The 17814-nt window shown below is 52.1% G+C and carries 15 protein-coding genes; 2 read left to right on the forward strand and 13 right to left on the reverse strand.

The window, feature by feature from the left end:
• Positions 1–18: 18 nt before the first annotated feature.
• The 6 genes from amtB to cof form a co-directional block, all read right to left on the reverse strand.
• A complete protein-coding gene (amtB, locus tag ACJHX3_RS16480) occupies positions 19–1305 on the reverse strand; it encodes an ammonium transporter AmtB (protein WP_000685029.1) in 1287 nt (428 codons plus the stop codon).
• A gap of 29 nt (positions 1306–1334) precedes the next feature.
• Positions 1335–1673 carry a P-II family nitrogen regulator gene (gene glnK / locus ACJHX3_RS16485; protein ID WP_000780338.1) on the reverse strand — a complete coding sequence of 113 codons (339 nt, stop codon included), beginning with the start codon at positions 1671–1673 and terminating at the stop codon, positions 1335–1337.
• Positions 1674–1853: 180 nt separating this feature from the next.
• Positions 1854–3635 carry a SmdB family multidrug efflux ABC transporter permease/ATP-binding protein gene (locus ACJHX3_RS16490; protein WP_001256201.1) on the reverse strand — a complete coding sequence of 594 codons (1782 nt, stop codon included), beginning with the start codon at positions 3633–3635 and terminating at the stop codon, positions 1854–1856.
• Positions 3628–5400 (reverse strand): SmdA family multidrug ABC transporter permease/ATP-binding protein, encoded by a 1773-nt coding sequence (locus ACJHX3_RS16495; protein ID WP_001235589.1) that lies wholly within the window; start codon positions 5398–5400, stop codon positions 3628–3630. The genes ACJHX3_RS16490 and ACJHX3_RS16495 overlap by 8 nt, the downstream gene beginning before the upstream one ends.
• A gap of 29 nt (positions 5401–5429) precedes the next feature.
• Positions 5430–5888: a DNA-binding transcriptional regulator DecR gene (gene decR, locus ACJHX3_RS16500; protein ID WP_000884589.1), complete on the reverse strand. Its 459-nt coding sequence runs from the start codon at positions 5886–5888 to the stop codon at positions 5430–5432.
• Between the two features lie 152 nt (positions 5889–6040).
• On the reverse strand, positions 6041–6859 hold the full coding sequence (gene cof, locus ACJHX3_RS16505) for an HMP-PP phosphatase (RefSeq protein WP_057698921.1): 819 nt from the start codon (positions 6857–6859) through the stop codon (positions 6041–6043).
• A gap of 99 nt (positions 6860–6958) precedes the next feature.
• On the opposite strand from cof, the gene ACJHX3_RS16510 reads away from it, so the two are divergent.
• Both ACJHX3_RS16510 and queC read left to right on the forward strand, forming a co-directional pair.
• Complete coding sequence (locus ACJHX3_RS16510; protein WP_001238251.1) at positions 6959–8659, forward strand: SgrR family transcriptional regulator; 1701 nt, start codon at positions 6959–6961, stop codon at positions 8657–8659.
• 64 nt (positions 8660–8723) lie between these two features.
• Positions 8724–9419, forward strand: a complete 696-nt coding sequence (queC, locus tag ACJHX3_RS16515; protein ID WP_000817245.1) for a 7-cyano-7-deazaguanine synthase QueC — start codon at positions 8724–8726, stop codon at positions 9417–9419.
• A 51-nt stretch (positions 9420–9470) separates the two neighbouring features.
• Here queC and fadM read toward each other — a convergent pair whose 3' ends face one another.
• The 7 genes from fadM to clpP form a co-directional block, all read right to left on the reverse strand.
• Positions 9471–9869: a long-chain acyl-CoA thioesterase FadM gene (gene fadM / locus ACJHX3_RS16520; RefSeq protein WP_053877762.1), complete on the reverse strand. Its 399-nt coding sequence runs from the start codon at positions 9867–9869 to the stop codon at positions 9471–9473.
• Between the two features lie 93 nt (positions 9870–9962).
• A complete protein-coding gene (locus tag ACJHX3_RS16525; RefSeq protein WP_094308354.1) occupies positions 9963–10334 on the reverse strand; it encodes a helix-hairpin-helix domain-containing protein in 372 nt (123 codons plus the stop codon).
• A gap of 150 nt (positions 10335–10484) precedes the next feature.
• Positions 10485–12356, reverse strand: coding sequence for a peptidylprolyl isomerase (ppiD, locus tag ACJHX3_RS16530; RefSeq protein ID WP_000969372.1), 1872 nt, complete (start codon positions 12354–12356; stop codon positions 10485–10487).
• Between the two features lie 191 nt (positions 12357–12547).
• Positions 12548–12838, reverse strand: a complete 291-nt coding sequence (gene hupB, locus ACJHX3_RS16535; protein WP_254892905.1) for a nucleoid-associated protein HU-beta — start codon at positions 12836–12838, stop codon at positions 12548–12550.
• A 190-nt stretch (positions 12839–13028) separates the two neighbouring features.
• Positions 13029–15383 carry an endopeptidase La gene (gene lon, locus ACJHX3_RS16540; RefSeq protein ID WP_001295325.1) on the reverse strand — a complete coding sequence of 785 codons (2355 nt, stop codon included), beginning with the start codon at positions 15381–15383 and terminating at the stop codon, positions 13029–13031.
• A gap of 187 nt (positions 15384–15570) precedes the next feature.
• Positions 15571–16845 carry an ATP-dependent protease ATP-binding subunit ClpX gene (clpX, locus tag ACJHX3_RS16545; RefSeq protein WP_000130305.1) on the reverse strand — a complete coding sequence of 425 codons (1275 nt, stop codon included), beginning with the start codon at positions 16843–16845 and terminating at the stop codon, positions 15571–15573.
• A 125-nt stretch (positions 16846–16970) separates the two neighbouring features.
• Positions 16971–17594, reverse strand: coding sequence for an ATP-dependent Clp endopeptidase proteolytic subunit ClpP (gene clpP / locus ACJHX3_RS16550; RefSeq protein WP_000122253.1), 624 nt, complete (start codon positions 17592–17594; stop codon positions 16971–16973).
• Positions 17595–17814 lie beyond the last annotated feature (220 nt).

The raw sequence follows: 17814 nt of genomic DNA on the forward strand, positions 1-17814 counted from the left end.
TGTTTTTTGCAGTGCTTGTTACGCGTTATAGGCATTCTCGCCGTGGCTGTTGACGTCCAGCCCTTCTCGCTCCTGTTCTTCAGGCACACGCAGACCAACCGTCAGATCCGCCAGTTTGTAGCCAATAAACGCCACCACACCGGACCAGACAATCGTAATGGCAATGCTTTCCAGCTGTACCAGCAACTGATGGCCCATCGTCACACCTTCAGCGAAGCCCACGCCGCCCAGCGAGCTGGCGGCAAAAATCCCGGTCATGATACAGCCGACAATGCCACAAACGCCGTGCACACCAAAGACATCGCAGGGATCATCCACCCGCAGCAAGCGTTTGAGCATGGTAACGCCCCACAAGCCCGCTAGACCCGCTACCACGCCGATAATCAACGCGCCGCCAACACCAATGTAGCCACAGGCTGGCGTCACGCCGACCAGACCGGCAATCGCGCCAGAACACGCTCCCAGCAGTGAAGGCTTACCACGCAGCGCCCATTCACCGAAGATCCAGCCAAGAATCGCCGCCGCCGTTGCGACCACAGTATTCACAAATGCCAGTGCTGCGATTTCATTCGCCGTGCCCGCTGACCCGGCGTTAAAGCCAAACCAACCGATATAGAGAATGGCAGTCCCGGTGAAGACCATCGGCAGGTTGTGCGGTTTAAACGCCTCTTTGCCGAAGCCCACGCGTTTGCCTATCAGATACGCGCCCACCAGACCGGCGATTGCGGCGTTAATGTGCACCACCGTGCCACCCGCGAAATCCAGCGCACCGTGAGAAGCCAGCAAACCACCGCCCCACACCATATGCGCAATCGGAATGTAGGAGAGCGTCAGCCATACCACCACGAAAATCAACACAGCTGAGAAGCGGATTCGTTCCGCCAGCGCCCCAACTATCAAGCCTACGGTAATGCAGGCAAACGATCCCTGAAACGCTACGTGAATATACTGATAAATGCTGCCCATCACCGCCGTCAGTTCGATGTTTTTCAGCATCAGCCAGTTAATGTTGCCGAAGAAGTTGTTGCCCTCACCAAACGCCAGCGAGTAACCGTAAACCACCCAGAGAATACAGACCAGTGCAAACGTCACCGTCACCTGCGTCAGCATCGACAGCACGTTTTTGCCGCGAATCAACCCACCGTAAAACAGGGCAATCCCCGGAATAGTCATAAACAGCACCAGCGCAGTACAGATCATCATAAACGCATTGTCGGCTTTATCGGCCACCGCAGGTGCAGCCATTACCAGTCCCGGCAGCATCGCCAGTGAAGCAAGCCCAGTTTTTATCGTCGCTATCTTCATTTTTCGTTCCTGTTGCTGTGTGCCAGAGATTACAGCGCCGCTTCGTCGGCTTCGCCGGTACGAATACGAATGACGCGTTGCAATTCAGCGACAAAGATTTTGCCGTCGCCAATTTTTCCGGTGTAAGCCGCCTTACTGACGATATCGATCACTTCATCGAGTTGGTCATCAGCAATCGCCACATCAATTTTTACTTTTGGCAGAAAGTTGACGCTGTATTCCGCTCCCCGGTACAGCTCGGCATGCCCTTTCTGACGCCCGAAACCTTTCACTTCGGTGACGGTCAGGCCCTGAATACCAATGGAAGATAACGCTTCACGAACGTCTTCCAGCTTGAATGGTTTGATTATCACGGTCACCAGCTTCATAGATCCCCTCCGGTCAGAATTCGGTAATGGTTCTGCTACACGAAGAAGGTATTGCAAGCGGTGTGCCAGAAATGAAAAACGAGAAGGAGAGCAGGAAGTTAAGAAGATTGAAAACAAAAACGCACTATGACAGTGCACAGTGCGTTACATTTTTGCACCAACGATGAAATATTGCGCTATTCAGGCGCTCAATGATTCCTCTTCACGCACGCTGGCTGCCAGCTCTTCGCCCGCAAGTTGCAGTTGATACATCTGCCAGTAGCGACCCTGGGCCGCCAGCAGTTGCTGGTGAGTGCCCTGCTCCACGGCTTGCCCACGATGAAGCACCAGAATGGTGTCGGCATCAACAATGGTCGATAAGCGGTGAGCAATCACCACCAGCGTGGTATGTTCACGCACCGCCGCCAGAGCATGTTGAATCGCCTGTTCAGTACCGGAGTCAATGCTGGCGGTTGCCTCATCAAGGATCAGGATTTGCGGCGTCTCCACCAGCACGCGTGCCAGTGCCAGTAGTTGCTTTTGCCCGACGGAGAGATTATTCCCCTGCTCTCCCAGCGGCGTATAAATACCATCACTCATGCTGCGCGCCAGCTCCGCCAGTTGCACGGTTTCCAGCGCCTGCCAGACGCGTTCTTCGGAGATATCACGTCCCAGCGTCACGTTGGCGAGAAAGGTATCCGCCAGCACTACCGGATCTTGCTGCACCATCGCCACGCCCTGACGCAGCGCGCTGTGACTTAACGAACTTAATGGACGACCATCAAGGCGAATCTCACCTTCCGTTAGCGGGTAATAGCCCATCAATAAACTGGCGAGGGTACTTTTACCACTGCCGGTATGCCCGACCAGCGCCACAAAGTTGCGCGAAGGCACCGAGAGATTAATGTTCTTCAGTACCAGATTGTCATCGCGATAAGCAAATGACACGTTATCGACTTCAATGGTGCCGCTCTGTAAGGGGCGATCATCATTACCATATTGCTGGCGCGGTCCGTCCATCAGCTCAAACACGCGCTCACCAGCAACAACAGCCTGTTGCAGCATCGCCTGTTGCGTGGTCAGTTCGATTAAGGGTTCGTTAAGTCGCCCAAGATAGCTGATAAACGCATACAGTACGCCCACTTCAATGGTGCCGCTGGCAGAGAAGCCAAACAGCATCAACAATCCACAAAGAATGAGCGATGAAAACAGACTCAGCAGCGGACGCAGCAGAAAACCGTCGAGGCGCAGGGTTTGCATCCTCGCCATATAGTGTGAACGACTGGCCTCACCCATACGTTCGCCAAATCGCGCCTGCTGACGGAACTGCTGGATGACGCTCATGCCATTGATGATTTCGTTAAAGCCGTCGTTAATATCCGCCAGATAGGCGCGCACACGACGGACAATTGGCGTGCTGTAACGCTGGTATATCACCATTACCACCAGCACCACCGGGAAAATCATTATCGCCACCAGCGCCATTCGCCAGTCGAGACTAAACATCGCCACCAGCATCGCACCCACCAGGGCGGCGCTACGCAGGACCGTTGCCACTACGGTAACGTAGAGGTCGCGGATCACTTCAGTATCATTAGTGACGCGGGAAATCACCTGCCCGACAGGTTGGGTATCAAACTCGCTTAATGGCTGGCGTAACGCAGCATCCATCACGTCGGTACGCAACTGTTGCACTACGCCTACTGCCGCCCGATTAAACAGCAGCGACTGCGCGTAATGTAGCCCGGCGGCAAACAGTTGTAGCCCAACATACGCCGCAGCCAGCCCTGCAACCACTTTCAACGGCAGGTTATTTTTCGCTACCATATTGTCGATAAAATAGCTGATAAGCAGCGGCCCACTGACTTCTGCCGCTGCCGCAACCCACATCATCAGGACTGCAATCCCCAGCGGTTTACGCCACGGCGAACCGTACGCTAACAGACGCTTGAGAGTCGGCCACAGTTGGCTAAAACTACGCATCGACGGCCTCCTCGCGAATTTCCGGAGCGTCGTCGAGCGCCGCCTCCAGTTGTTGATAGCGATACATATCGCGATACCAGCCGCTTTGTTGCGCCAGCTCATCATGATTGCCACGCTGAGCGATATGTCCGTGCTGCATCACAATAATGTCACTGGCTTCCGTCAGTGCCGAAAGGCGATGGGCACTGATGATTACCGTTCTTCCCTGCCCCCACTGCCGCAGGTTATGCAGGATCTGGTGCTCTGTGCGTCCGTCCACCGCTGAAAGCGCATCATCAAGGATGAGGATTTCCGCGTTGACTAATAACGCTCGAGCAATGGAGATACGCTGTTTTTGTCCGCCAGAAAGCATCACACCGCGCTCGCCCACCTCTGTATCGTAACCTTGCGGTAGACGCAAAATATCGTCATGTACGCTGGCTAACCGCGCGACATGCTCAATCTCTTGCTGTGTGGCATTCGGGCAACCCAGCGCGATGTTGTTCGCCACGGTGTCGGAAAAAAGAAATGGCGTCTGGCTGACCACCGCCAGGCGGCTACGCCAGCTATCGAGTTGTAACTTCGTCAGAGGAATATCATGAAAGCGAATATCCCCCTCGCTGACGTCGAAATGACGCTGAATGAGCGACAACAGGGTACTTTTGCCGGAACCAGTCGGCCCGCAGATACCCAGCATCTGACCGGGTTTCAGGGCGAAATTGACGTTTTCCAGCGCAGGATGGTCAGTCTGCGGATACGTGAACTGGTGAATATTTACATCCAGTTCGCCACGACCTTCTGGCACGGGTTCGCTACCATCGTTCACCACCGGCGCTTCCGCCAGCATCGCGCGAATACGGCTGTACGCAGCACTACCACGCTCCACTATGTTAAACATCCATGCCAGCGCCAGCATTGGCCAAATCATCAGACCTAAATACATCATAAAACTGGTGAGCTGGCCCAGCGTTAAACTGCCCTGCACCACCATCCAACTACCGCCGCCAATCGCCAGCAAGTTCGCCATACCAATCGCGATATAGATGGTCGGGTCGAAACGAGCATCAATACGCGCCACCCGCATGTTTTTTTTGCCGGTATCTTCGGCATCCGCGGCAAATAACGCCGACTGGCGATCTTCCAGACCAAAGGCTTTGATCATGCGGATACTGGTGAGGCTTTCCTGGGTGCGGTCATTAAGACTGGAAAACGCCGCCTGTGCCAGCTTAAAGCGTTCATGCAAAGCATCGCCGTTGCGCTTAATCATGATCGCCATCACTGGCATCGGCAACAGGGCAAATAAGGTCAACTGCCAGCTAATTTGCGTAGACATCATAATCAACACAGCGCAGCCCATTACCAGTGAATCCACCAGCGTCAGCACCCCTTCTCCGGCGGCAAACACGACGCGATCGACGTCATTGGTCGCACGAGCCATGAGGTCACCCGTGCGATGACGCAGGTAAAACTCAGGATGCTGCCGGCTTAGCTGACGGTAATAATCTTCACGCAGTTCGACAGCCAGTTGATAAGACGCGCCAAACAGCAATATGCGCCAGACATAACGCAGGAGATAAACCACAACGGCAATCAGCACCATGGTGGCGATCCACATCAGGATCTGCCCGGTAGTAAAGTGTTGTTCTGTCACGCCATCGACAACAATACCAACCACTTTTGGCGGAACCAGTTGCAGCATCGCGATAATGACAAGCAAGGCGACAGCCCCGAGATAGCGACGCCATTCCCGACGGAAATACCAGCTTAATTGAGCAAATAATCGCACGCGTTGTGTCCTGACCTGATTCTGGATATTTATTCGATGGGTAAAGAAGTGGTGTATTTAATCTGTTCCATCGCGAAGCTGGAAGTGACGTCCGACAGCCCCGGCACGCTGTTTACCAGACGCTTATAAAACTCGTCGTAGCGTTTCATGTCGGCAACCTGGACGCGCATCAGATAATCGTATTCACCGGCCATGCGCCAGAACCCCAGCACTTCTGGCATTTCGGTAACCACCGTGACAAAGCGGCAATACCATTCGCTGCTGTGATGTTGCGTTTTTATCAGCACAAAGGCAGTCAGGCCGAGGCCTATTTTTTCCGGATCCAGCAGGGCGACTTTGCCGATAAGAATACCGTCGTCCTCCAGCCGTTTCAGACGCTTCCAGCAGGGGGTAGTTGTCAGATTAACGGCTTCAGCCAGTGCCTGCAAAGAGAGGGTGCAATCCTGCTGTAGTAAGGCCAGCAGCTTACGGTCAATTTTATCTAACATAGCCCTTCCACGGAGAATTTTTTTCTCTTTTAATTCTATTTTAAAGGTGAAATCGCGACAATTTATTCTGTGCGGTTTAAACACCACGGCACAAAATGACAAATTCAACGCAAAAAAAACCGGGCAATTGCCCGGTGCTGGAAGGGATCTCGTTATTCGGGGGAATAAGGTAGATGTGGATAGTCCAGCCAGTGCGTCAAATAGTGAGAGACAGCCTGATTTCGGCAATGTCCAATCACCGGTAAATGCGGGAGCTCCGCGCGCAATTGCGGCATCGCATTGCCCATAATAAATCCGCTACCGACGCTGCCTAACATTTCGCGATCGTTCATCGCATCACCAAAGGCCATGCAATCGCGCAACGATAAACCTAAATGTTGGGTCAGCACCGTCAATGCAGCGCCTTTATTGCAGCCCACCGGCAGCACTTCGAGGCAATCCGTGGCGGAAAAACACAAATGTGCACGCTCGCCTAATGCTTCGTATAGCTGGATCTGCAAGCGTGTAAGATCGTCGTGATCGCCACAGAAGCAGATCTTGGTGACGCTGCCGAGTGGCATTTTTTTGACATCGATTATCTGATAACGAAAACCGCTATAGACAAATGCCTGCAACAACGCAGGGATCTCTTTCCCGGTAAACCAACCGTCGTCATTGAAGATATGCATGCTGGCTCGGGTATCCCATTGCTGATACAGCACCAGCTCCGCGACATCCGCAGGTAAATCATCACGATGTAAAAGTTCACCTTCCAGAGAATGCACGCGCGTTCCGTTGCCGGTAATCAAATATGCATCCAGCGATAGCGCCCCGAGAATATGCTGCATCTCCAGCGCATGACGCCCCGTGGAAAAAGTGAGGGTAATGTCGCGTTCACGCAGTCGCGCCAAAGTAGAGAGGGTTTTCTCACCTAAATGATGGTCAGGCATCAATAAAGTGCCATCCATATCAAATGCTGCCAGACGAGCCATTTCTTTCTCCACTCTGTGACACGGTTAATGGTGATTGAGTATCACCTGATATATACGGAAGTAATAGTGAATAGTTAAATAATATTGTTCCGGGTTTATATGCGACTGCTCAACCGTCTTAACCAGTATCAACGTCTGTGGCAACCTTCCGCCGGAAAGCCGCAAACCGTCACCGTCAGCGAACTGGCCGAACGCTGTTTTTGCAGCGAACGCCATGTTCGTACGCTGTTACGCCAGGCACAGGAGGCGGGATGGCTGGAGTGGCAGGCGCAGTCAGGACGCGGAAAGCGCGGGCAACTACGCTTTCTGGTCACGCCAGAATCGCTACGCAATACGATGATGGAACAGGCGCTGGAAACCGGAAAGCAGCAAGATGTGCTGGAGCTGGCGCAACTGGCCCCAGGTGAGCTGCGCACTCTGTTACAGCCGTTTATGGGCGGACAATGGCAAAACGATACACCCACGTTGCGTATTCCATACTATCGCCCGCTCGAACCGCTACAACCGGGCTTTTTGCCCGGCCGTGCCGAGCAGCATCTCGCCGGACAGATATTTTCCGGCCTGACCCGCTTCGATAATAATACCCAGCGCCCGATTGGCGATTTAGCGCATCACTGGGAAACCTCTGCTGACGGGTTACGCTGGGACTTTTATCTTCGTTCAACCCTACACTGGCATAACGGCGATGCAGTAAAAGCCTCACACTTACACCAGCGATTATTGATGCTGTTACAACTGCCAGCACTGGATCAATTATTTATTAGCGTGAAGCGTATTGAAGTCACCCATCCGCAGTGTCTGACCTTCTTTTTACATCGCCCTGATTACTGGCTTGCGCACCGGCTGGCGAGCTATTGCAGCCATCTGGCGCATCCGCAATTCCCACTGATCGGCACGGGTCCTTTTCGCTTAACACAATTCACAGCGGAGCTGGTGCGCCTGGAAAGCCATGATTATTACCATTTACGTCATCCGCTGCTTAAAGCGGTTGAGTACTGGATAACTCCGCCGCTTTTCGAAAAAGATTTGGGAACCAGTTGTCGGCATCCCGTGCAAATCACCATCGGCAAACCGGAGGAGCTGCAACGGGTCAGCCAGGTCAGTAGTGGCATCAGTTTAGGTTTTTGCTATTTAACGTTGCGCAAAAGTCCCCGACTGTCCCTCTGGCAGGCGCGAAAAGTGATCTCCATTATTCATCAATCCGGTTTATTACAAACGTTAGAAGTCGGAGAAAACCTGATCACCGCCAGTCATGCATTACTGCCAGGCTGGACTATTCCGCAATGGCAAGTACCGGATGAGGTCAAACTACCGAAAACCTTGACGCTGGTTTATCACCTACCGATAGAACTTCATACCATGGCAGAACGTCTACAGGCGACACTGGCAGCGGAAGGCTGTGAACTCACAATTATTTTTCATAACGCAAAAAACTGGGACGACACGACCCTACTGGCACACGCAGACCTCATGATGGGCGACAGATTAATTGGCGAAGCACCGGAATATACCCTGGAGCAATGGCTGCGTTGCGATCCACTATGGCCACATGTTTTCGACGCTCCAGCATACGCACATCTACAATCGACACTGGATGCCGTGCAAATAATGCCTGATGAAGAAAACCGATTTAATGCCCTGAAAGCGGTTTTTAGCCAGTTAATGACAGATGCGACGCTGACGCCGCTGTTCAACTATCACTATCGCATTAGTGCCCCTCCCGGCGTGAACGGTGTGCGACTGACACCGCGCGGCTGGTTTGAATTTACCGAAGCCTGGCTTCCCGCGCCGTCGCAATGAATAGCTGGTCCGGGTTAATCGCAGGCGTTACCATAACGCTTTTATTGTTCAAGCAGGATTATCTATGAAACGTGCTGTCGTTGTGTTCAGTGGAGGCCAGGATTCCACCACCTGTCTGGTGCAGGCATTACAACAATATGATGAAGTCCATTGCGTAACGTTCGATTACGGTCAGCGGCATCGCGCAGAGATCGACGTGGCACGCGAGCTGGCCCTGAAACTGGGCGCTCGTGCACATAAAGTGCTGGATGTGACACTGCTCAACGAACTGGCGGTCAGTAGCCTGACGCGTGACAGCATTCCGGTGCCTGATTATGAACCTGAAGCCGATGGCATCCCGAATACGTTTGTCCCAGGGCGTAATATTTTGTTCCTGACACTGACGGCGATATATGCGTATCAGGTAAAAGCAGAAGCCGTCATTACCGGCGTCTGCGAAACGGATTTCTCCGGCTACCCGGATTGTCGTGATGAGTTTGTGAAAGCACTGAACCATGCCGTCAGTCTGGGTATGGCGAAAGATATTCGTTTTGAAACGCCGCTGATGTGGATTGATAAAGCGGAAACCTGGGCGCTGGCTGATTATTACGGCAAACTGGATTTAGTGCGTAACGAAACGCTGACCTGTTATAACGGCATTAAAGGTGACGGTTGCGGTCATTGCGCAGCATGTAATTTACGCGCCAATGGTTTGAATCATTATCTGGCCGATAAACCGACGGTGATGGCAGCGATGAAGCAGAAAACCGGGTTGAGGTAATTATTCCGGGTGTCGCCGGATGCGGCTTGAGCATCCGGCACCACAAAACGTTTACTTAACCATCTGCTCCAGCTTTTCGCGCAATTCCCCTTCCAGAGCTAATGCTTTCTGCGTTTTAAGATCAATACAAACAAACGTAATAAGCGCATCCGCTACCACCTGCCCTTCCGGCTCCAGTGTAATGACCTGGCTTAGGATGCCGCTTTTACCGTTTAATTGCTGCAACTGACTGGTAATGGTTAACAGGTCGCTTAATACCGCCGGGCGACGATAGTTAATATTGATATTGACCACCACGAAAGCGATGTTATGGGCCGTCATCCACTGAAAACTGTCGCTATTTTCCACCCCATCCCAGCGGGCTTCTTCGAGAAACTCAAGGTAGCGAGCGTTGTTAACGTGCTGGTAAACATCGAGATGATATCCACGAACTTTGATTTGTGTTTGCATAGCGCGAGAACCTTACGTTGTTGTTATAAGTACGGAGGTCATAACTGGTATGACCTCTTCAGTCTGGCAAAAAATTGCCACTATGCAAATTAATTACAGGGTTAATACCGCCAGATTACGCTCCACCAGCGAATTGCCCATCCCCGGCACCTGCTTTAGATCCTCCACCGTTTTAAACGGACCGTACTCTTCGCGATAACTGACAATCGCCTGCGCTTTCTTCAGGCCAACGCCATTCATCGCGCGGGCTAACTCTTCCGCGCTGGCATTATTAATGCTGACCCGGATGCCTTCTTCGTCACTGGCTTTCGCCGGTACTGCTGCTTTACTTTGTGCTGCAGGAGCTTCCGCTTTGGTTTCTACCGTTGTCGGTTTCGCCGCAGGAGCTGCCGCCAGAGCACTATGAGACATTCCGGCACAGGCCAGGGACAGGGTAATGAGCAGTGCTTTAATTCCGTGTTTCATACTGTTTTCTCCTTGTTTGTTAACAGTGGAATCACCTTAACGGCAGTGAAAACAGGAAACAAATGGCAATGTTCAGAAATGGAAAAGGCCGCGAAAGCGACCTTTTCTTGTTACAGCTGCAAAGCATTTTTTTGCGAGGCGGCTTCAGGATTATTGCTGTTCCAGCGCATCGCCAATTTTGATTTTCGCCTCTTTACGCAGGTTACTCATCAGCGCTTCAAAGACGATTTGTGCGTTGTTCTGGGTGATACCCTGCACCATCGCTTTTTTCTGATCTTCCGGCATTGAACCTTGTTTCACTTCGTCCAGCGCCAGCAGAACCACATTACCTTGCATATCGGTCGCCATACCGTAGCTCGGTTTGTCTTTCGCTGGCAGTGGTAGTGCAAACGCCGCCTGGCTAATCGGGTCACGACCGGAACGGCTTAAGGTTTTCGGCTCGCCAAATTTCAGACCGGCAGCCTGCATAGCTTCCGCACCTTTGCCGGCTTTCAAATCAACCAGCAGTTTCTCAGCATCCACTTTCGCCTGTTGTTCAGCTTTGTTGTGCTGAACCAGTGCCTTAACTTGTTCCTGAACATCTGCCAACGGTTTCACCGCTTCCGGTTTGTGCTCGCTGATGCGCAGCACGAATGCGCGGTCGCCGTCTACGGTGATGATGTCAGAGTTGATGCCCGGCGCGCCGTTTTCACCTACCAGACCGCCGTTAAAGATAGCGTCGGCAACCGGCTTGAAGTTCAACTCTTCCGGCAGGTTATCTTTGCTGAACCAACCCGTCTGAGTGGCTTTAACGCCGGCTGCTTGCTCTGCACCGGCCAGAGACTCGGTGTCGTTGCTTGCCGCATCGCTCACTTTCTGCTGCAGCGCATAGTACGCATCGAGGGCTTTTTCGTGTTTCACTTTCGCCGCAATGTCGTCACGTACTTCGTCTAACGATTTCACTTTCGCTGGCTGAATGTCGTCCAGACGTACAATCAGGAAACCGACCGAAGATTTGATGACACCAGACAGTTGGCCTTTCTCTTTCAGACCAGCATTTTTCAGTTCGTCCGGGATAGTGGCATCTTCTAACCAACCCATATCGCCGCCGTTACGAGCAGAGATAATATCGGCAGATTTTTCTTTGGCTAATGCAGCAAAATCACCGCCTTTATTCAGCTCATCAAGTACCGCTTTCGCTTCATCTTCAGTTTTGGTCTGGATGATGCTGTAGCGGGTACGCTGCGGCTGGGTGAATTGATCCTGATGCTGATCGTAGTAGCTCTGGATATCCGCATCGCTAACCGGTTGCTGCATCGTTGCGGCATCCAGCTTGATGTAACTCACGCGGAATTGTTCCGGCGTCATGAAATTGTTTTTGTTTTGTTCGTAGTAGCTGGCAATTTCCTGTTCGGTCACAGGCTGCTTCGCCGCCAGCGCGTTAACATCGATAGTCGCTTCACGCACCACGCGTTGTTGAGCTACCAGTGCCGCCAGCTCGTCGGTTTCACCTTTCAGCATAAAATCGGTACCGGCAACGCCGTTAATCAGCTGTTGGGTAGTGAGCTGGTTACGCAGCGCCTGGGCGTACTGATCGGCGGTCATCCCCATCTGGTTGAGGATACCGTTATAGCGGCTGTTATCAAATTTGCCGTCAACCTGGAAGGCTGGGGTCGCGAAAATCGCCTGTTTAACCTGCTCATCGCTGATACCCAGTTTCAGCTCACGAGCGTACTGATCCAGCAGCGCCTCGTCGATCAGACGATTCAGCACCTGTTGACGCAGGGTTTTCATATAGCCTTCGTTCGCTGCAAGCTCAGAGTATTGATCGCCCAGCTGTTGCTGCATGCGATTACGCTCGCTGTTGAAGGCGTTCTCGAATTGCCCACGGCTGATTTCCTGGTCATTCACTTTTGCGGCGTAGTTATTGCCTCCGCCAATCAGGTAACCACTCACGCCGGTCAATATGAACGACACGATAATGATACCGAAAATAATCTTGAGCACGAGACTGTTTGCAGCCGTGCGTAAGCTGTCCATCATGGTGTAACAACACTCCGCTGTAGATGACTGTGTACCTCACGCAACGTATCGATGCGCGCAAAGGCCTATTGTGACAAGAAACGGGGGCAATTGTCAGCCCACAAGACGCAGAAAGTCACCGAATACAAATAAAAAAGGCACATCAGTAGATGCGCCCTTGAACTTCGTCACATCCCCACTGGGGACAACGCTTAGTTTACCGCGTCTTTCAGTGCTTTACCTGCACGGAAGCTCGGTACTTTAGCGGCAGCGATGGTGATCTCTTTACCGGTCTGCGGGTTGCGGCCAGTACGGGCAGCACGCTCTTTAACGGCAAAAGTACCAAAACCTACCAGTGCTACATCATCCCCTTCTTTCAGAGATTCAGTTACGGAAGCAATAATAGCATCTAACGCACGGCCAGCCGCAGCTTTAGAGATATCAGCCCCTGCAGCAATCTTGTCGATCAATTGAGATTTATTCACTCTTCTCTTCCTCTTTATAATTTATATCGCACTTGAATCCTTCAAGGTACGAACGCGCAGCAGTTATATCAGGCCAGCCATCCCCTTACAACACCCCTTAATAAGGGCAAGCCCGATCCGCCATCTAACTTAGCGAGACAAAAAAAGGCTGGCAAGCCCGAATTAGCCTGCCAGCCCTGTTTTTATTAGTGCATTTTGCGCGAGGTCACTATTTTGCAGTCACAACCTGCATGCCAGACGGTTCATTTTGCAGCGCCAGAGTCAGAACTTCCTCAATGCGCTTCACAGGATGAATGTCCAGATCGGCAATTACGTTGTCAGGAATCTCTTCCAGATCGCGTTTATTTTCGAACGGAATTAGCACTGTTTTAATCCCGCCGCGATGCGCTGCCAGTAGTTTTTCTTTCAAACCACCGATCGGCAGTACCTGACCACGCAGAGTGATCTCACCGGTCATTGCCACATCGGCACGAACCGGGTTACCGGTCAGGCAAGAAACCAGCGCGGTGCACATAGCAATACCGGCACTCGGACCATCTTTCGGCGTCGCACCTTCCGGTACGTGGACGTGGATGTCGCGTTTTTCGTAAAAATCAGGGTTGATCCCCAGTTTTTCCGCACGCGCACGAACCACCGTTAACGCCGCCTGAATGGACTCCTGCATCACTTCACCGAGCGAACCGGTATAGGTCAGTTTGCCTTTCCCCGGAACGCACGCGGTTTCAATGGTCAGCAAGTCACCGCCCACTTCCGTCCACGCCAGACCGGTTACCTGACCGACACGGTTTTCGTTATCCGCGCGTCCATAGTCGAAACGCTGAACACCGAGATAGTCATGCAAGTTATCGCCGTTAATTTCGATATGTTTTAATGACTTATCGAGCAGTAACTGCTTAACCGCTTTGCGACACAGTTTGGAGATTTCACGCTCCAGACCACGCACGCCCGCCTCACGGGTGTAGTAACGAATAATGCCGATAATGGCGCTATCGTCGACGGTCAGCTCACCTTTTTTCAGTGCATTACGTTCAATCTGCTTCGGCAGCAGGTGACGTTTGGCGATGTTCAGTTTTTCATCTTCGGTATAACCGGAGAGGCGAATCACTTCCATACGATCCAGCAGCGGTGCCGGAATGTTCATGGAGTTCGACGTCGCGACAAACATCACGTCGCTAAGGTCGTAATCCACTTCCAGGTAGTGGTCGCTGAACGCTACGTTCTGCTCTGGATCCAGCACTTCAAGCAGTGCGGAAGCCGGATCGCCTCGCATGTCAGAAGACATTTTGTCGATCTCATCGAGCAGGAACAGCGGGTTTTTCACGCCCACTTTCGCCATTTTCTGGATCAGTTTACCCGGCATAGAACCGATGTAAGTACGGCGGTGACCACGGATTTCCGCTTCATCACGCACGCCGCCCAGCGCCATACGGACATATTTACGCCCGGTGGCTTTGGCGATGGACTGACCCAGGGAGGTTTTACCTACCCCCGGCGGCCCTACCAGGCAGAGGATCGGTCCTTTGATTTTGTTGACACGGCTTTGAACCGCAAGATACTCAAGGATACGATCTTTCACGCGCTCCAGACCATAATGGTCGGTATCAAGGATTTCCTGCGCCTGACGCAGGTCTTTTTTGACCTTGCTACGCGCATTCCACGGCACCTGTACCATCCAGTCGATATAACCACGCACTACGGTCGCTTCTGCCGACATCGGAGACATCATTTTCAGCTTCTGCAACTCTGCTTCCGCTTTCTCTTTTGCCTCTTTCGGCATTTTCGCCGCGTCAATTTTGCGCTTCAGGGCTTCGTTTTCGTCCGGCGCGTCGTCCATTTCACCGAGTTCTTTCTGAATAGCTTTCATTTGCTCGTTCAGATAGTACTCACGCTGGGATTTCTCCATCTGCTTTTTAACGCGGTTGCGAATGCGTTTCTCAACCTGCAGCAGATCGATTTCCGATTCCATCATTGCCATCAGATATTCCAGACGTTCGTTAACGTCGGACATCTCCAGAACGGACTGTTTGTCAGCCAGTTTCAGCGGCATATGTGCAGCAATGGTATCCGCCAGACGCGCCGGGTCGTCGATGCTATTCAGCGACGTCAGCACTTCTGGTGGGATTTTTTTGTTCAGCTTGATGTAGCCTTCGAACTGGCTGATTGCAGTACGCACCAGCACTTCCTGTTCCCGCTCATCAATGGTCGGCGACTCCAGATACTCCGCCTTCGCAGAAAAGTGTTCGCCATTGTCAGAGAGCGCAGAAATACGCGCGCGCTGTAACCCCTCGACCAGCACTTTGACGGTGCCGTCAGGCAGTTTCAGCATCTGCAATATAGAGGCCACGGTCCCGACGGTGAAAAGATCGTTTACACCCGGCTCATCCGTTGAAGCTTCTTTCTGCGCGACCAGCATAATTTTTTTATCATGGTCCATCGCCGCTTCCAGACAACGGATAGATTTTTCCCGCCCGACAAATAAGGGGATGACCATGTGCGGATAAACCACCACATCGCGCAGCGGCAATACGGGGATTTCAATGCGTTCAGAACGCTCAGGATTCATAGAGCTCTCTCTTAGTTTAATTTCCGCCAGGTAATCAGATGACACGACTGTGCTTCACGCCATCTATTAACATGTACGTCAGTATATGGGGATGTTTCCCCCACATTCAACGCCGAGAATAGAGGAAAAATTAAAGGGGAGATAAAATCCCCCCTTTTTGGTTAACTAATTGTATGGGAATGGTTAATTATTCACCAGATGCCTGTTGCGCTTCCGGCTTGCCATAAATCAGCAACGGTTTGCTTTGACCATCAATTACCGACTCGTCGATAACCACTTTCTCGACATCTTCCATGGACGGCAGATCGTACATGGTATCGAGCAGTGCGGCTTCTACGATGGAACGCAGGCCACGGGCACCGGTTTTACGCGCCATCGCTTTCTTAGCGATAGCATCCAGCGCCTCGTCACGGAATTCCAGATCCACGCCTTCCAGATTAAACAGCGCCTGATACTGCTTGGTCAGGGCGTTTTTCGGCTCTTTGAGGATCTGAATCAGAGCTTCTTCGCTCAGTTCATTCAACGTTGCGACAACCGGCAGACGACCAATGAACTCAGGGATCAGACCAAACTTGATCAGATCTTCCGGTTCAACCTGCGCCAGCAGCTCGCCTTCGCTTGCTTTGTCGGACTTCGCTTTTACCGTCGCGCCAAAACCAATGCCGGAGCCAGTTTCTACACGATGGGAAATCACTTTATCCAGACCGGCAAACGCACCGCCACAGATAAACAGGATCTTAGAGGTATCAACCTGCAAGAATTCCTGCTGCGGATGTTTACGCCCACCTTGCGGTGGAACAGCAGCTACCGTACCTTCGATCAGTTTCAACAGTGCCTGCTGTACGCCTTCACCGGAAACGTCTCGGGTAATGGACGGGTTGTCTGACTTACGAGAAATCTTGTCGATTTCATCGATGTAGACAATCCCGCGCTGCGCTTTCTGTACGTCGTAATCGCACTTCTGCAACAGCTTCTGAATGATGTTTTCAACGTCTTCGCCCACATAACCGGCTTCGGTCAGCGTGGTTGCGTCGGCCATGGTGAACGGGACGTCCAGCAGGCGCGCCAGCGTTTCAGCCAGCAGCGTTTTACCGGAACCGGTCGGACCGATCAGCAGAATGTTACTTTTGCCCAACTCGACACCATTGCTGGTATCACCGTTGCGCAGACGTTTGTAGTGGTTGTATACCGCGACCGCCAGCACTTTTTTCGCCTGTTCCTGACCGATAACGTAATCGTCCAGGTGGTTGCGAATTTCATGCGGCGTCGGTAGCGCACTGCGTTCACGATGCGGTGCAACTTCTTTAATCTCTTCGCGAATGATGTCGTTACATAAATCAACACATTCGTCGCAGATATACACGGATGGACCGGCAATCAGCTTGCGCACTTCATGCTGGCTTTTGCCGCAAAAAGAGCAATACAGCAATTTGCCTGAGCCATCTTTGCGTTTATCTGTCATGGGTCAAAACCTCTTCTTTGTTCTTTGTGCCGCACACGACGACGCAAATGCCATTCTCAGGCGCAAGCCGCTTACAGCGTTGTGCCGCCCTGGATAAGTATAGCGGCACAGTTGCGCCTCTGGCATCAATTACGATGGGTCAGAATCGAATCGACCAGACCGTATTCCACCGCTTCAGGGGCGGAAAGGAAGCGATCGCGCTCGGTATCACGTTCAATCTGTTCTAATGATTGACCCGTATGAAGCGCCATAAGTTCATTCATACGCCCTTTAACTTTCAGAATTTCACGGGCATGAATTTCGATATCGGTCGCCTGGCCCTGGTAGCCGCCCAACGGCTGGTGAATCATCACGCGCGAATTCGGCAGGCAGAAACGTTTACCTTTTGCCCCTGCAGTCAGCAAGAAAGCGCCCATCGAAGCCGCCTGGCCCATACAGATGGTGCTGACATCAGGCTTGATAAACTGCATGGTGTCATAGATAGACATCCCGGCAGTGATCACCCCGCCTGGGGAGTTAATGTACAGATAGATATCTTTTTCTGGGTTTTCTGCTTCCAGGAACAGCATCTGCGCCACAATCAGGTTAGCCATGTGGTCTTCAACCTGGCCAGTCAGAAAAATGACGCGTTCCTTAAGTAGACGAGAATAGATATCAAAAGAGCGCTCACCACGTGAGGTCTGTTCAATGACCATCGGCACCAGCGCCATATGGGGTGCAAAGTTATCTCGTTCGCCGCTGTATGACATTTCCGTCTCCTGGATAAAATTGAAAAAACCTGCTGTACCGATTGTAACCTTATGGACGGATTATCAGCTAGTCCCTGTGTTATGGGTACGGCATCACCATATTTCAAGCATAACAATCTTTTGTTGTTACGCTAACACCGAAAGAGGCTTTTCGCACGGTTCCATGCAAAATTCATGACAAAAAAAAGCCCACCACCTGGCGGTGACGGGCCTTTGTGCG

Origin of the sequence: Escherichia sp. WS1265 (genome assembly GCF_046487585.1) — a bacterium.
Lineage (GTDB): Bacteria > Pseudomonadota > Gammaproteobacteria > Enterobacterales > Enterobacteriaceae > Escherichia > Escherichia coli.

Coding starts and splice junctions, on each gene's coding strand:
- amtB (WP_000685029.1), bottom strand. CDS start 1,305: ATGAAGATAGCGACGATAAAAACTGGGCTTGCTTCACTGGCGATGCTG.
- glnK (WP_000780338.1), bottom strand. CDS start 1,673: ATGAAGCTGGTGACCGTGATAATCAAACCATTCAAGCTGGAAGACGTT.
- ACJHX3_RS16490 (WP_001256201.1), bottom strand. CDS start 3,635: ATGCGTAGTTTTAGCCAACTGTGGCCGACTCTCAAGCGTCTGTTAGCG.
- decR (WP_000884589.1), bottom strand. CDS start 5,888: ATGTTAGATAAAATTGACCGTAAGCTGCTGGCCTTACTACAGCAGGAT.
- cof (WP_057698921.1), bottom strand. CDS start 6,859: ATGGCTCGTCTGGCAGCATTTGATATGGATGGCACTTTATTGATGCCT.
- ACJHX3_RS16510 (WP_001238251.1), top strand. CDS start 6,959: ATGCGACTGCTCAACCGTCTTAACCAGTATCAACGTCTGTGGCAACCT.
- queC (WP_000817245.1), top strand. CDS start 8,724: ATGAAACGTGCTGTCGTTGTGTTCAGTGGAGGCCAGGATTCCACCACC.
- fadM (WP_053877762.1), bottom strand. CDS start 9,869: ATGCAAACACAAATCAAAGTTCGTGGATATCATCTCGATGTTTACCAG.
- ACJHX3_RS16525 (WP_094308354.1), bottom strand. CDS start 10,334: ATGAAACACGGAATTAAAGCACTGCTCATTACCCTGTCCCTGGCCTGT.
- ppiD (WP_000969372.1), bottom strand. CDS start 12,356: ATGATGGACAGCTTACGCACGGCTGCAAACAGTCTCGTGCTCAAGATT.
- lon (WP_001295325.1), bottom strand. CDS start 15,383: ATGAATCCTGAGCGTTCTGAACGCATTGAAATCCCCGTATTGCCGCTG.
- clpX (WP_000130305.1), bottom strand. CDS start 16,845: ATGACAGATAAACGCAAAGATGGCTCAGGCAAATTGCTGTATTGCTCT.
- clpP (WP_000122253.1), bottom strand. CDS start 17,594: ATGTCATACAGCGGCGAACGAGATAACTTTGCACCCCATATGGCGCTG.